The sequence below is a fragment of the Brucella sp. LJL56 genome (assembly GCF_054871705.1).
The window spans coordinates 1,510,673-1,524,525 of record NZ_JBTXLQ010000001.1 but is presented as its reverse complement, the minus strand read 5'-3'; the positions used below and the strand labels follow the sequence as shown (position 1 = coordinate 1,524,525).

The window sequence follows — 13,853 nt, the reverse complement described above, 5'->3', positions numbered from 1 at the left end:
ACGAGGTCTACTATGCCGTCTCAGCATACCGTTCGCTCCTACGATGAGGAATTGAAGTTTCTCACCCATAAGATCGCCGAAATGGGCGGACATGCGGAACGTATGGTCGAGCAGTCGGTCGCCGCTATCGTCAATGCGGACAATGCGCTTGCACAACGCGTTATCTCCGACGATCTCATCCTCGATGCCAGTGAGCGCGAGATTGACGATAAGGCCGTGATGATCATTGCCAAGCGTCAGCCCATGGCTGTGGACCTGCGTGAAATCATCGGCTCGATCCGCATCTCCGCCGATCTGGAGCGCGTCGGCGATCTGGGCAAGAACATTGCCAAGCGCGTGGCTGCCGTTTCTGAATCACGCCAGCCGGTAAAGCTTTATCGCGGTCTTGAAACCCTGGCCGAACTGGCGCTGACCCAGCTCAAGGATGTGCTCGACGCCTATGCGTCGCGCTCGGTGCAGCAGATCAATGTCGTTCGCGATCGCGATGACGAGATTGACGCCATGTACACGTCACTGTTCCGCGAACTGCTTACCTACATGATGGAGGATCCGCGCAATATTTCCGCCTGCACGCATCTTCTGTTCTGCGCGAAGAATATCGAGCGCATCGGCGATCACGCGACCAACATCGCGGAGACCGTCTATTACATCGTGACCGGCCTGCAAATGCCGGCCGAACGACCCAAGGAAGACCTGAGCCACGGCATAGTCGTGGATGAGGCGCGTAAACCCTGAACCACAGCCGGCCGAACTTCGGTCCGGCGTTTGAGAATGAGTGAATAGCGCGGCGGCACGCGGTCGATTGGGGGATTGTATCCACCGCCCGCCGAATTTGGATAGGGAAATACTGGATGTCACAGGCACCCAAAATCGCTGTGGTAGAAGACGAAGAGGCGCTGAGCGTTCTGCTTCGCTACAATCTCGAGGCAGAGGGCTACCAGGTCGATACGATGCTGCGCGGCGACGAGGCCGAAATCGCCTTGCGCGAGAACGTGCCGGATCTGCTCATTCTGGACTGGATGCTGCCGGGCGTATCGGGCATCGAGCTTTGCCGCCGCCTGCGTCAATGGCCCGAAACGGAGCGTCTGCCGATCATCATGCTGACGGCGCGCGGCGAGGAAAGCGAACGTGTTCGCGGCTTGAGTGTCGGCGCGGACGATTATGTCGTGAAGCCATTTTCGACGCCGGAACTTCTGGCGCGCGTCAAGGCGATGCTGCGCCGGTCCAATCCAAGCATTCTTTCTCACGTGCTGAAAGTGGGCGATCTTGTTCTCGATCGCCAGCAGCATCGTGTCTATCGCAAGGAAAAGGAAGTTCGCCTTGGGCCGACGGAATTCCGCCTGCTCGAATATTTCATGATGTCGCCTGGTCGTGTTTTCTCGCGAAGCCAGCTTCTCGATGGGGTCTGGGGACCGGATATCTATGTGGACGATCGCACTGTGGACGTTCATGTCGGACGGTTGCGCAAGGCAATCAATGTCGGTCGCGCACTTGATCTGATCCGCACGGTCCGCGGCGCCGGTTATTCTTTCGGCTGATCGACTCTGTCATCCACAGTTTCAGGAATTGAACTTATCCGGTCCGTCACGGCTCTCGTGGTGGACCGTTTTTGCTTGCGGCGAAGCGTTGTGAAGCGCAGATCGGGCTCGTCCGATTCGCATTGGGACGGTCGAAACAGGCGTTGAAAGCCCGATCTCACGCGATGTTACACATCTGTTTCCAAAGTTGACATGGAGCAACGGAACCTCTCTGTGAACAGAAATTCCGTAGATCATTTGAAACACCACGAATGTGCTTGCAAAAACTGCGCAAGCAAAAGCGAATTAAGGCAGCGATATGGCGTGTATTGCGAGACTTTGAATCTCATTAAATCAATATCTTATCTGAATTGATAGGTCATGTTAAGGAATTGTTAATATATTTAAAGGGCTTGTGAGCATATTCGCATTCTCGATTCGGAATTGTTTTAGGGCTTTTTAGCCGCCTTCAGCATTGTTGGGATTTGACCCTTCGCCTTTTTTTGGCCTAAAAATTCCAAAACCTTGAATTCGATTGAGCGACAGTAGGGCGTGTGATTTTGATCTTCGTCCTCTTTGACTTGCACCGCAGTCGAACGTTCGAGCGCATCGTTCCAGATGTGTTTGCCTGAACGGATGACTGGATCAGTTAAGGGTCCTAATATGAGACTGAGCCATTGACGCGCGCCGCGAAGTGGAAATTGCCCGTTCTTATCGGGCTGGTGGTTGCGCCTTTCGTGGTGACCGGTTGCACGACGACCGGAACCTCGGGAAAAGCCAATTCGGAAAAGACGGCGGCAAGCCACGTCAAGACCGTCAATGGCGTGAAGACCTATACCTACACCGCACGGGACAAGAATTGTCTTGAGCGCGCGATGTTCTTCGAATCCAACCGTTCGAGTTCCGATGGCCTTCTGGCTGTCGGCACGGTCGTCATGAACCGCCTCGCATCGGGCCGTTATCCGGATACGATTTGTGGTGTCGTCGGTCAGAAGAACCAGTTTGCACCTGGTGTTCTTTCACGCCAAATGAATTCCAAAGCGCTACCGGACGTTCAGGCCGCCGCCGCCGCAGTCCTCAAAGGAGAACGGCATCCAAAGTTGAAGAATGCCATGTTCTTCCACACGGCTGGTCTGAAATTCCCCTATAACAACATGCACTATGTGCTCGTTGCGGGTGGCAATTCCTTCTACGAGAAGCGTAATCGCGACGGCTCGCTGCAAAGTCCGGTTCCGCAGGAACCCTACAATCTTGCTCTGGCCTATTCGCCGCAATCGCCGTCGCTTCCGCAGGATCCGTCCTATGATGTGACCCTGCCGCAGACCGGTCCGATTCCAGGTACGGAACCGACCGTTCAGGTGGCACTCGCGGAAGCTGTAAAGGCTCAAAGCGTCGAACAGAATGTCGGTGCTGGTCCGCAGGCTCGTGGCGACCGTCTGGCGCGCCATCGCGGTGTTGCTGCGCCTCAACAGGAGCAGCCGGTGCAGATGGCCTCCTACCAGTCGCAATTCGATACGACTGCTCCGCAGGCGACATCGCTCGGCTATGCCCCTGCAAGCCAGAAGCAGGTTGACGCCATCGGCGCGCTCCTTCTGTCCCAGGACCGTCCCGAAGCACCGTTATAAGAAGCGTGTTTATACTCGGATAAACTGAAGCGCCGGTCTGATTTCATTCAGATCGGCGTTTTGATTTGATGGCTGGCTGCCGTCGCTTTCCGGTGCTGGTTTCAGGGCCGGTAGATTGGACGATAGATCACCATCGGCGTGTCATAGAAATCGACCTGGTTCTGCCAGGCGCGCCGGTCGGCTCTGCGATCGAGGTCTAATCGCATGAGACAATTGGCGAAAGCGTCGGTCTTGGCCTTGAAACCATAGCTACGACAGGTCTGTTCGTCGGCGGCGCGGCGTTGTTCGGGCGTCATGGTCACGCAGCCTGCAAGTAGGCCGGTAATGCCCAGTAAGATAAGCACTTTCTTATTCATTACGAACTGCTTTCTTCTGCAACTGACCGCATGAATACTATAGCGCAATGGCAGGAAAAAAGGTGGTGAAATTATGCCGTCTGATAAACTGTCAGTGATTCCATATCCAAAGAGGTCTTCCACCCATGGCTCATGAAAAGCTGAACCCAATCATCGACCCGGTGAAACTTGAACGTCTGGCGGAAGTCGCTGTTCGCGTTGGCCTGCAATTGCGCGAGGGACAAGATCTCGTCATCACGGCACCGGTCGTCGCGCTGCCGCTGGTTCGCCTCATCGCCAAACATGCCTACAAGGCTGGCGCCGGTTTGGTAACGCCATTCTTCGCGGACGATGAAATGGCGCTCGCTCGTTACGAGAACGCACCTGACCCGAGTTTCGACCGCGCAGCAAACTGGCTTTATGAAGGAATGGCAAAGGCCTATTCGGATGGTGCCGCGCGTCTCGCCATCGCAGCCGACAATCCGATGCTTCTCTCCAGTCAGGACCCTGCAAAGGTTTCACGCGCTAACCGCGCCAATTCGAAGGCGTATCAGCCGGCACTCGAGAAGATCGCCGGTTTCGACATCAACTGGAACATCGTCTCTTATCCCAACCCGGCATGGGCGAAGCTCATGTTTCCAAACGAACCGGAGGACGTTGCGGCCCGCAAGCTGGCCGATGCAATCTTCGCAGCTTCACGTGTCGATGTCGACGATCCGGTCGGTGCCTGGGCGGCACACAATGCAACGCTTCGTACGCGCACCCGCTTCCTGAACGGCAAGACTTATAGGGCCTTGCATTTCAAAGGCCCGAACACTGACCTGACGGTCGGACTTGCTGATGGTCATGAATGGCATGGCGGTGCTTCCACCGCGAAAAATGGTATCACCTGCAATCCGAACATTCCGACGGAGGAGGTGTTCACCACGCCTCATGCACTGCGTGTCGAGGGGTATGTGACGAGTACCAAGCCTCTGTCGCATCAGGGCACCCTGATCGAGAATATTGCGGTTCGCTTTGAAGCCGGACGGATCGTCGAGGCGAAGGCCAATCGCGGTGAAGAAGTTCTCAACAAAGTGCTGGATACGGATGAAGGCGCCCGTCGTCTGGGTGAAGTGGCACTTGTGCCGCATTCCTCACCGATTTCGCAGAGCGGGCTTCTGTTCTACAACACCTTGTTCGATGAAAATGCTGCAAGCCACATTGCGCTCGGCCAGTGCTATTCCAAATGCTTTGTCGATGGCGCAAAACTCACGCCGGAACAGATCAAGGTGCAAGGTGGCAATTCAAGTCTCATCCATATCGACTGGATGATCGGCTCTGGCCAGATCGACGTCGATGGAATCAACCAGGATGGAACTCGCGAACCGGTGATGCGAAGCGGCGAATGGGCTAACTAACTATCGAGGAACAGAAAAGGCCGGGATTTGCCCGGCCTTTTCATTGCATCTGTGAGGTCAGTTCTTTTCCTGGACATGGGCTTCCAGGAACCACAATGCCTTATCGAGGCTGCGGGATGCGGCGGTAAAAATATCCGCTGTATCGTCGTCGCCTGCATCGTCCGCATCCTTGATCGATTTGCGCAAGAGATTGGCAACATCGCCATAGCGTTCGATCAGGGCAAGCAGATGGTCGTGAACGGCATAGATATCGGTCGGATATGGCTTGAGCTTACTTTCCTTGGCCACGACCTGCGTGGTGCCATAGGCCGTCCCGCCAATCTGCACGGCGCGCTCGGCAATCGTATCGACATGTTCGTCGAGATCGTCACGGAAACCGTCGAGCATTTCATGAACGGCGATGAACTGCGGCCCCTTGAGGTTCCAGTGCGCCTGCTTTGTGATGAGGGCAAGATCGATTGTCGCGGCAAGATTTTCGTTAAGCAGCGCGATCATTGTCGTCTTCGTGTTGGAAGGAAGATCGTTGCGGGTTGCATGCATCGACTTCTTGGACATTTTATCCTCATATCCTTTTGCTCGATCCGGCTTGGAACGACTGGGGGAGTATCGCTCATAGTCACGGGCAGCTATTCCAAACGCAAACGAACCCGCCAGATCCTTATGAGGTTCGATTGCCGGATGGGCCTTTGTCGCCGTCAGGACAACATAAAAACATTCCCGCACCCGATGACGAAATGCATATCGCCGGCTTTTGTTCCACGAGAACGGCTAAAAACGAACACGATCCGGCCTTTGGGCAAGACTTGGCTTGTCGCGACGCAAAATCTGATTTACCCGGTTGCACATGAAGATACTTGCGCTTGATACTGCCGCTTCGTGGTGTTCCGTTGCCGTCTACAACTTCGATGGCGATGTCGTGCTTGCCGATGTGAGCGAAAACATCGGCAAGGGGCATGCGGAATTATTGATGGGCTACGTTGAACGTGCCGTGACAGAGGCGAAACTATCGCTTCGCGATATGGATCGAGTGGCGGTCAATATCGGTCCGGGATCGTTTACCGGTGTTCGTATCGGTGTTTCGGCGGCACGTGGTTTTGCACTGGCGCTAGGTGTTCCCGCCATCGGCATTACAGCTTTCGAAGCGCTGGCGGCGGAAGCGCAGGCCCTATTGCCGGAGAAGCCAGCGCTGATCCTCCTTGATGCGCATCGAGGCGAGATTTATGCGCAAGCATTCGATGCGGAAGGTGGGCCGAACCTGAAGCCTCTGGTCCTGTCGCGGGAAGAGGCCGAGGCGCTCGCAGTGTCCCAAGCGGAGAACACGGTTCTCGCGGGTTCCGCAGCACCGGCGATCAATGAAGCCATCGGCAGTCGTTTCGCCTTAGGCCCGGTGGAATCGACGGCGAAAATCGGCATCTATGCGCGTCTGGCATGCACGCGCCAGTCGGGCGATGCACCGAAGCCGCTTTATATGCGCGGACCCGATGCGAAGCCGCAGGTCGGGTTTGCCTTGCCACGCAGGCAGGCTGGAGAATAGCCGATGATGGGCTTGCCGTTCGGTCGTTTTGGCCGCAGACAGGTTTCAGTCGAACCGCTGAGCGCACAAGACAGTCATGCGATCCAGCGCATCCACGCCGTTGCTTTCCATCATGGCTGGAGTTCCGATGATTTCAGGTCGCTGATCGCGCAGGATACGGTTTTCGGCTTCGTTGCCCGTTTGGAAGGCAAGCCGAAAGACGCCTGTGGCTTCGTGCTGGCTCGTCTGGTTGCGGGAGAAGCGGAAATACTGACGATTGCTGTCGCTCGCGATCTACAGCGTCAGGGCGTTGGGCGCGTGCTGATGGATGCTGTGCTGCGGCATCTCTATCAGGAGCGCGCCGAAACGCTTTTTCTGGAAGTGGATGAAGCGAATATTGCTGCACAGGCGCTTTATCGCCGTCTCGGCTTCCAGAAAGTTGGTGACAGACCCGCTTATTACGAAACAGCGAATGGGCGTTCGGCCGCGCTGATACTGCGTCGCGACCTGAGCCGTGCATCGGCGGGGCCGCGATGATCGGAGCAATCCGCATCTTTCTCGTTGTTGCGGCTATGGCCCTGTTGAGCTTGTCGCTCATTCCGCTCCAGTATCTATTCCTGAAACTGAAGAATGGCTGGAAGCGACGTCTACCGACTTTTTTCCATCGTACCGTTGCACGCCTGTTTGGCTTCCGCATCAAGACTATCGGCCAGATGCATGAGGGACGCCCGCTTCTGCTCGTTGCCAATCACACCTCATGGAGTGATATCATCGTTCTTTCGACGGTCGGTCAGGTATCCTTCATCGCCAAGTCGGAAGTCAGAAAGTGGCCTGTTTTCGGTATGTTCGCCGTTTTGCAACGAACCGTTTTCGTGGAACGGGAACGGCGAGGCAAGACGGCTGAACAAACATCGGAAATCGCCAAACGGCTGGCAACAGATGATGCGATGGTGCTGTTTGCAGAAGGCACAACATCGGATGGTAATCGCGTCCTGCCATTCAAGACGGCACTTTTCGGTGCCGCACACGCTGCGATCAAGGAAGCCAATGTGCCCGAAGTCGTGGTTCAGCCGGTTGCCGTTGCCTATACGGGTGTTCACGGCATGGCGATGGGCCGTTACTTCCGCCCGATCGCCTCCTGGCCGGGCGACGTCGAATTGATGCCGCACCTGAAAGGTATTTTGCGCGAGGGCGCCATTGATGTCGAGGTGCGTTTCGGCGAACCGGTCGTCGTGACCGCCAAGACTGACCGCAAGGCACTGGCCCGTAAGATGGAAAACCGGGTGCGCGCACTTTTGCAAAGTGCGTTGCTGGGGCGCGAGATTCCGGAAGAGTAACAGCCGCTCGATCAGGCGTTCGGCCAATTGACGAGCCGATTGGCTAGAATGTCACCTTTCAAAATGACGACAAAAGCTGTAGATAGCCGCGCATGAGCGACAATATCACCGATCTTGAACCAACGGCAGAGCGCCCCAATGTGCGCAAGGTTTTCGTAAAAACCTATGGCTGCCAGATGAACGTCTACGATAGCCAGCGCATGGCCGACAGCCTTGCAGCGGAAGGCTATGTCGCAACCGATACGCCGGACGATGCCGATCTGGTTCTGCTCAATACTTGCCATATTCGCGAGAAGGCGTCGGAAAAGCTCTATTCCGCGCTTGGCCGACTACGCAAGATGAAGGATGCGCGCGAAGCGAATGGCAAGGAACTGACCATTGGCGTTGCCGGTTGCGTGGCGCAGGCTGAAGGACAGGAAATCCTTCGCCGCGCGCCGAATGTCGATCTCGTCATCGGTCCGCAGACCTATCACCGGCTGCCGAACGCGCTTGCACGGGTTCGCGGCGGCGAAAAGGTTGTCGAGACCGAATATGCCCTGGAGGACAAGTTCGAGCATCTGCCGTCGCCAAAGCGTGAGGAAACCCGCAAGCGCGGTGTTTCTGCTTTCCTGACAGTGCAGGAAGGCTGCGACAAATTCTGTACCTTCTGCGTGGTTCCCTATACGCGCGGCTCGGAAGTTTCGCGCAGCGTGAAGCAGATCGTGGCAGAGGCCGAGCGCCTCGCCGATAGCGGCGTGCGCGAGCTGACCTTGCTCGGACAGAACGTCAATGCTTGGCACGGCGCCGGTGATGATGGTCGCGAATGGGGCTTGGGCGAACTTCTGTTTCGCTTAGCGCGCATCCCGGGCGTTGCCCGTCTTCGTTACACGACAAGCCATCCACGCGACATGGACGACAGTCTGATTGCCGCCCACCGTGACCTGCGCCAGTTGATGCCCTATCTGCATTTGCCGGTGCAATCCGGCTCGGACCGCATTCTCAAGGCGATGAACCGTCGCCACAAGGCGGATGAGTATGTACGTCTGATCGAACGCATCCGCGAAGTCAGGCCGGATATGGCGCTGTCGGGTGATTTCATCGTCGGTTTCCCCGGTGAAACCGATCAGGATTTCGAAGATACGATGCGGTTGGTGCGCGCGGTCAATTATGCGCAAGCCTATTCGTTCAAATATTCGCCGCGCCCCGGAACACCGGGTGCCGATCTGCCTGATCACGTGGAAGAAGCGGTGAAGGATGAGCGCCTCCAGCGCCTCCAGGCGCTTCTGTCCGAGCAGCAATATGCGTTTCAAGCTTCCATGATCGGTCGCGAGATGGACGTGCTCATCGAAAAGCCGGGCCGTGAGGCGGGCCAGATGGTAGGGCGCTCGCCCTGGCTTCTGCCGGTCGTCATCGACGGCAGCAGTGACGGCGTTGGCGACATTATTCATGTGAAAATCACGTCCACAGGCACCAATAGCCTTATTGCGCAAAAACTGACCTGAAGGCATGATGGTGTTGAGGCAGAAAATTTCGGCGTTTTGAGTCGCTTGCCGGTAATCCTGTCGAGACGGTGATTGCAATGCGTGAACCGTTTGTGTTCACGCAGAATCTGGTCTGAAAAGCCTGCAACTTTTCAGGATTGTGCTGTAAGGAGATACGGTTGAGCGCTACGGAAAAGCTGAAGTCTGCCAAGCCAACCAATCAAACGCAAAAAAGCCCGACGACCGGTGCCTCTGATATGGCGCACATCGTGCTCACCTTCGACAACAACCGTTTTGCCAGCGCGCTTTACGGTCAGTTCGATGAAAATCTGGCCCGTATCGAACAGAAGCTTGGCGTGGATGTCCGCTCCAAGGGGAACCAGCTTTCGATCCGCGGCGAGCCGACCGCGACCGAGCAGGCGCGGCGTACACTCGATCATCTTTATGAAACGCTGCAAAAGGGTCATGAACTGACGACGTCGGATGTCGACGGAGCATTGCGCATGGCAATCGCTGCCGATGACCAGTTGACGCTACCGACCATGGAAAACAAGGGCAAGCTTTCGGCAGCCCAGATTTCCACGCGCAAGAAGACAATCTTTGCCCGCACGCCGACGCAGGACGCCTATATGCGTGCGCTCGACCGGTCGGAACTGGTGCTCGGCGTCGGACCTGCCGGTACCGGCAAGACCTATCTTGCCGTCGCCCATGCGGCGATGTTGCTTGAACGCGGCCTCGTCGAGCGCATCATCCTGTCGCGTCCGGCTGTCGAGGCAGGCGAACGATTGGGCTTCCTGCCGGGTGACATGAAGGAGAAGGTCGATCCCTATCTGCGTCCGCTCTACGATGCACTTTACGACATGATGCCCGCTGATAAAGTCGAGCGTGCCATCACTGCGAACGTGATCGAGATCGCGCCGCTGGCCTTTATGCGCGGACGCACGCTGGCGCATTCTGCGGTCATTCTCGATGAAGCTCAGAACACGACTTCCATGCAGATGAAGATGTTCCTGACCCGCTTGGGCGAGGGATCACGCATGATCGTGACCGGTGATCCGAGCCAGATCGACTTGCCGCCCGGCCAGAAATCCGGGCTGGTAGAGGCACTTCGCGTGCTGGACGATGTCGAGGGCGTTATCAAGGTACGCTTTACGGAGAAAGACGTCGTTCGTCATCCGCTAGTAGCGGCAATCGTCGGCGCTTACGACCGCGACGGCAAACAGCACGCGCGTTCGGAATAGAGCGAACAGGCTGAGTGCTCTTGCAATTGCCTGTCGGAATCACGATTTAAAAAATGCTGTCTGCCCTTTGGGCAGGCAGCTTTCTTGTAACTGAAAGGATGAAGCGGCTACTCGATGTGGGGAGCTGCTGTAGAACGTGTCAAATAACGCGATTCATATTGATATCATGATCGAAGCCGGCAACTGGCCGGATGAGGCTACCCTTGAAGGGCTCGTCAGAACGTCGGTCGAAGCTGCCTGGACCAACCTTGGCCTGAAAAGCGCGACAAGCGAGCTGAGTGTCGTTTTTACCGACGATGCCTCTATTCAGACCTTGAACGCAGAATGGCGCGGCAAGGACAAGCCGACCAATGTGCTGTCATTTCCGGCGTTTCCGGTCAAAGCTGGAGCGCAACCGGGGCCGATGCTGGGCGATATCATCATCGCGCGGGAGACTGTCGAGCGCGAGGCCCATGAAGAGGGAAAAACGCTCGAAAACCATCTCGCTCACCTCGTCGTGCATGGCTTTTTGCACCTTTTGGGTTACGATCACGAAACCGATGTGGAAGCGGAAGTGATGGAGGGCCGCGAGCGTGAAATCCTTCATGCTCTTGCCATCCCCGACCCTTATGCTGTATCCGATGAAGACACTAACAACGATTGACCATGGCTGATCAAACATCGCATCCTCCGTCCGCTGGCGAGAATCGCAGCGAGACCCAAGACGCCGAAGGGCAAAGTACGCAGCGGCCCGTAGTGGCCGAGAAGCGTTCCCTATTGTCTAATATTTTCCCGTTCATGCGCTCGCGCCAGTCATCTTCGCTGCGCGAAGATTTGGCCGATGCCCTTTCCAGCACGGCAAGCGAGCAGGATTCAGCATTCTCGCCTGAAGAAAAGGCGATGCTGCACAACATCCTTCGCTTGCGCGAAATCCGCGTCGAAGACGTGATGATTCCGCGCGCCGATGTCGAGGCCGTGGAAATTTCCACGCCGCTCTGGGAAGTGCTGGAACTTTTCGAAAAATCCGGCCATTCGCGTATGCCGGTCTATGCCGAGACGCTGGACGACCCGCGCGGGATGATCCATATCCGCGATGTGCTGAACTTTATCACCAAGCAGGCCCGTCAGAAGACCACTCGCCGCAGCAGCACGCGCAAGGCGACTGCGGAAGACAAAGCCGCCAAATTCGACATGAGCCGTATCGATCTTACCAAGACGATCGGTGAACTCAATCTTATGCGCAAGGTCCTGTTCGTGCCGCCGTCCATGATGGCAAGCGGCTTGATGGCGCGCATGCAGGCGACCCATATCCAGATGGCGCTGGTCATCGATGAATATGGCGGCACGGACGGTTTGGTTTCGCTGGAAGATATCGTCGAAATGGTTGTCGGCGATATCGAAGACGAACATGACGACGAAGAAATCATGATCGCTGAAGAGGCCGATGGCGTGTTCGTTGTCGACGCGCGCGCCGATCTGGAAGAACTGACCGCAAAAATAGGCCCGTCCTTCGAAGTGGGCGAGCATGGCGAGGATGTCGACACGGTCGGCGGCCTCATCTTCTCGGTTCTGGGGCGTATTCCGGTTCGCGGCGAAGTCGTGCAGGCTATTCCTGGCTATGAATTCCACGTGCTGGAAGTCGATCCGCGCCGGGTGAAGAAAGTGCGCATCGTACCGCTTTCCGCGGCTGACCGTCGCCGCCAGCAGCGCGCGGTCGTATCGGCCAAGCCGGGAGAGCAGCCGACAGACGCAGAAGCTGCAACCGACAATCCCAAAGAGGCCTGATGATCGAAAGGCTCGCGGGGAGGATCATTCTTTCGAGCGGCTGGCGTCGTGCGCTGGCCGCTTTTCTGAGCGGTGCCTTCGCCACGCCGACCCAGCCGCCATTTGATGTTTTCGTCGCGGGCTTCATCTCCTTCCCCATTCTTGTCTGGCTGATCGACGGCGCTATTGCTGAAGCGAACGCTGGACCTGTTCGACGCCTTCTTCCCGCAGCCATGGTTGGCTGGTGGTTCGGGTTCGGCTATTTCATTTCCGGGCTGTGGTGGATCGGTACGGCGCTGCTGGTCGATGCGGACCAATTCGCATGGGCCCTGCCGCTCGCAGTTCTGGGCCTGCCTGCATTTCTCGCATTGTTCTATGCCTTTGCAACCATGGTTGCGCGCATATTCTGGTCGGACGGCTTAGGGCGCATCTTCGCGCTTGCATTCGGCTTTGCCCTGGCGGAATGGCTGCGCCTTTTCCTGTTCACCGGTTTCCCTTGGAACGCCATCGGCTATGCCGCCATGCCGACGCCGCTTCTGATGCAATCGGTTGCCGTGCTGGGCCTGATCGGAATGAGCGCCCTGGCGGTGTTTGTCTTCGCCGCACCGGCTCTGCTGATCGGCGGACGATTTGCAAAGACGGGCATCGCATTTGCCCTGTTACTCATCGCTGGTCACGTTGGCTTTGGTGCCTGGACGCTTTCACAGGCACCGGCGATTGATGAGGAAAAAGGAACGCTCGCGGTTCGTATCGTACAGCCTTCCATCGCCCAGACCATGAAATGGGACAATGCCGAGCGCCGCTCGATCTTCGACACATTGGTGTCGCTGACGGCGGAGGCGCCTGCCCAAGGCAAGCCAAAGCCGGACGTGATCATATGGCCGGAAACGGCAGTTCCTTATATCCTCACCTCGACGCCCGAGGCTCTGTCGCGCATAGGTGAAGTTTTGCAGGACGGGCAGGTGCTTTTGGCTGGCGCGGTTCGTGAAGAGAAGGCGACCGGCGGCGGTGAACCGCGCTACTATAATTCGATTTATACGATCGATGACCGTGGTGTCATTGTCGACGCTGCCGACAAGGTGCATCTGGTTCCCTTCGGCGAGTATCTCCCTTACGAGAGTTTCCTGCGCAGGCTCGGACTTCAGGAAGTGGTGGAAATGCCCGGTGGATTTACCGCCGGCGCATCGCGTCGCGCGCTGAACGTGAAAGACGGTCGGACCTTTCTGCCGCTGATCTGCTACGAAGCAATTTTTCCGGATGAGCTTGGATATACGGGCCAAAAAGCCAGCGCCATCATCAATGTGACAAACGATGCATGGTATGGTGATACACCGGGCCCGTACCAGCATTTCCGCCAGGCGCAGGTGCGCGCCGTGGAACAGGGCCTGCCGCTCATTCGTGCAGCTAATAATGGTCTTTCGGCTGTCGTTGATGCTTATGGTCGAATCACTGATGGGCTGGCCCACGATGCCGTCGGGGTAATCGACGCTTACCTACCGTCATCTCGTGCACCATTTTGGGGCACGCCACAGGATGCACGGCAATCTCTGGTAGCGCTGTTAACCTTACTCGTGGTGAGCATGGCTTTCCGACTGCCATTCGGCAGGCGTTTTCATTGACAGACTAATATTGTTACGCTGTTATGGCCCCGCGGCGACGGTTTTTGCGGAAAAATCGTCAGA

General features: G+C 56.8%; 14 protein-coding genes. 12 read left to right on the top strand and 2 right to left on the bottom strand.

The features are described from left to right. Positions 1–12: 12 nt before the first annotated feature. The 3 genes from phoU to ACYSN1_RS07310 all read left to right on the top strand — a co-directional run bounded on the left by phoU (position 13) and on the right by ACYSN1_RS07310 (position 3,142). On the top strand, positions 13–735 hold the full coding sequence (gene phoU / locus ACYSN1_RS07320) for a phosphate signaling complex protein PhoU (RefSeq protein WP_006468129.1): 723 nt from the start codon (positions 13–15) through the stop codon (positions 733–735). Positions 736–851: 116 nt separating this feature from the next. Then, positions 852–1,538, top strand: coding sequence for a phosphate regulon transcriptional regulator PhoB (phoB, locus tag ACYSN1_RS07315; RefSeq protein WP_105543056.1), 687 nt, complete (start codon positions 852–854; stop codon positions 1,536–1,538). A 656-nt stretch (positions 1,539–2,194) separates the two neighbouring features. Continuing rightward, positions 2,195–3,142, top strand: coding sequence for a cell wall hydrolase (locus tag ACYSN1_RS07310; RefSeq protein WP_461725028.1), 948 nt, complete (start codon positions 2,195–2,197; stop codon positions 3,140–3,142). 101 nt (positions 3,143–3,243) lie between these two features. Here the strand turns inward: ACYSN1_RS07310 and ACYSN1_RS07305 are convergent, their stop codons facing one another. Next, complete coding sequence (locus ACYSN1_RS07305) at positions 3,244–3,498, bottom strand: hypothetical protein (protein WP_140020598.1); 255 nt, start codon at positions 3,496–3,498, stop codon at positions 3,244–3,246. 125 nt (positions 3,499–3,623) lie between these two features. On the opposite strand from ACYSN1_RS07305, the gene ACYSN1_RS07300 reads away from it, so the two are divergent. After that, the gene (locus ACYSN1_RS07300) at positions 3,624–4,877 is read left to right on the top strand and encodes an aminopeptidase (RefSeq protein ID WP_461725027.1); all 1,254 of its coding nucleotides are present in this window, start codon (positions 3,624–3,626) and stop codon (positions 4,875–4,877) included. Positions 4,878–4,934: 57 nt separating this feature from the next. Here ACYSN1_RS07300 and dps read toward each other — a convergent pair whose 3' ends face one another. After that, the gene (gene dps, locus ACYSN1_RS07295; protein WP_140020600.1) at positions 4,935–5,432 is read right to left on the bottom strand and encodes a DNA starvation/stationary phase protection protein Dps; all 498 of its coding nucleotides are present in this window, start codon (positions 5,430–5,432) and stop codon (positions 4,935–4,937) included. Between the two features lie 289 nt (positions 5,433–5,721). Between dps and tsaB the strand changes: the two genes are divergently transcribed. The 8 genes from tsaB to lnt all read left to right on the top strand — a co-directional run bounded on the left by tsaB (position 5,722) and on the right by lnt (position 13,790). Continuing rightward, complete coding sequence (gene tsaB / locus ACYSN1_RS07290; RefSeq protein ID WP_461725026.1) at positions 5,722–6,411, top strand: tRNA (adenosine(37)-N6)-threonylcarbamoyltransferase complex dimerization subunit type 1 TsaB; 690 nt, start codon at positions 5,722–5,724, stop codon at positions 6,409–6,411. Between the two features lie 3 nt (positions 6,412–6,414). Then, complete coding sequence (rimI, locus tag ACYSN1_RS07285; RefSeq protein WP_461725025.1) at positions 6,415–6,927, top strand: ribosomal protein S18-alanine N-acetyltransferase; 513 nt, start codon at positions 6,415–6,417, stop codon at positions 6,925–6,927. Continuing rightward, a complete protein-coding gene (gene olsA / locus ACYSN1_RS07280) occupies positions 6,924–7,727 on the top strand; it encodes a lyso-ornithine lipid O-acyltransferase (RefSeq protein ID WP_461725024.1) in 804 nt (267 codons plus the stop codon). Before rimI ends, olsA begins: the two co-directional genes overlap by 4 nt. A 92-nt stretch (positions 7,728–7,819) precedes the next feature. After that, positions 7,820–9,208: a tRNA (N6-isopentenyl adenosine(37)-C2)-methylthiotransferase MiaB gene (gene miaB / locus ACYSN1_RS07275; RefSeq protein ID WP_461725023.1), complete on the top strand. Its 1,389-nt coding sequence runs from the start codon at positions 7,820–7,822 to the stop codon at positions 9,206–9,208. Positions 9,209–9,366: 158 nt separating this feature from the next. Further along, complete coding sequence (locus tag ACYSN1_RS07270) at positions 9,367–10,428, top strand: PhoH family protein (protein ID WP_174977410.1); 1,062 nt, start codon at positions 9,367–9,369, stop codon at positions 10,426–10,428. Positions 10,429–10,564: 136 nt separating this feature from the next. Further along, on the top strand, positions 10,565–11,071 hold the full coding sequence (gene ybeY, locus ACYSN1_RS07265) for an rRNA maturation RNase YbeY (protein ID WP_461725022.1): 507 nt from the start codon (positions 10,565–10,567) through the stop codon (positions 11,069–11,071). A 2-nt stretch (positions 11,072–11,073) separates the two neighbouring features. After that, the gene (locus ACYSN1_RS07260) at positions 11,074–12,192 is read left to right on the top strand and encodes a hemolysin family protein (protein ID WP_461725021.1); all 1,119 of its coding nucleotides are present in this window, start codon (positions 11,074–11,076) and stop codon (positions 12,190–12,192) included. Next, positions 12,192–13,790: an apolipoprotein N-acyltransferase gene (gene lnt, locus ACYSN1_RS07255; RefSeq protein ID WP_461725020.1), complete on the top strand. Its 1,599-nt coding sequence runs from the start codon at positions 12,192–12,194 to the stop codon at positions 13,788–13,790. The genes ACYSN1_RS07260 and lnt overlap by 1 nt, the downstream gene beginning before the upstream one ends. Positions 13,791–13,853 lie beyond the last annotated feature (63 nt).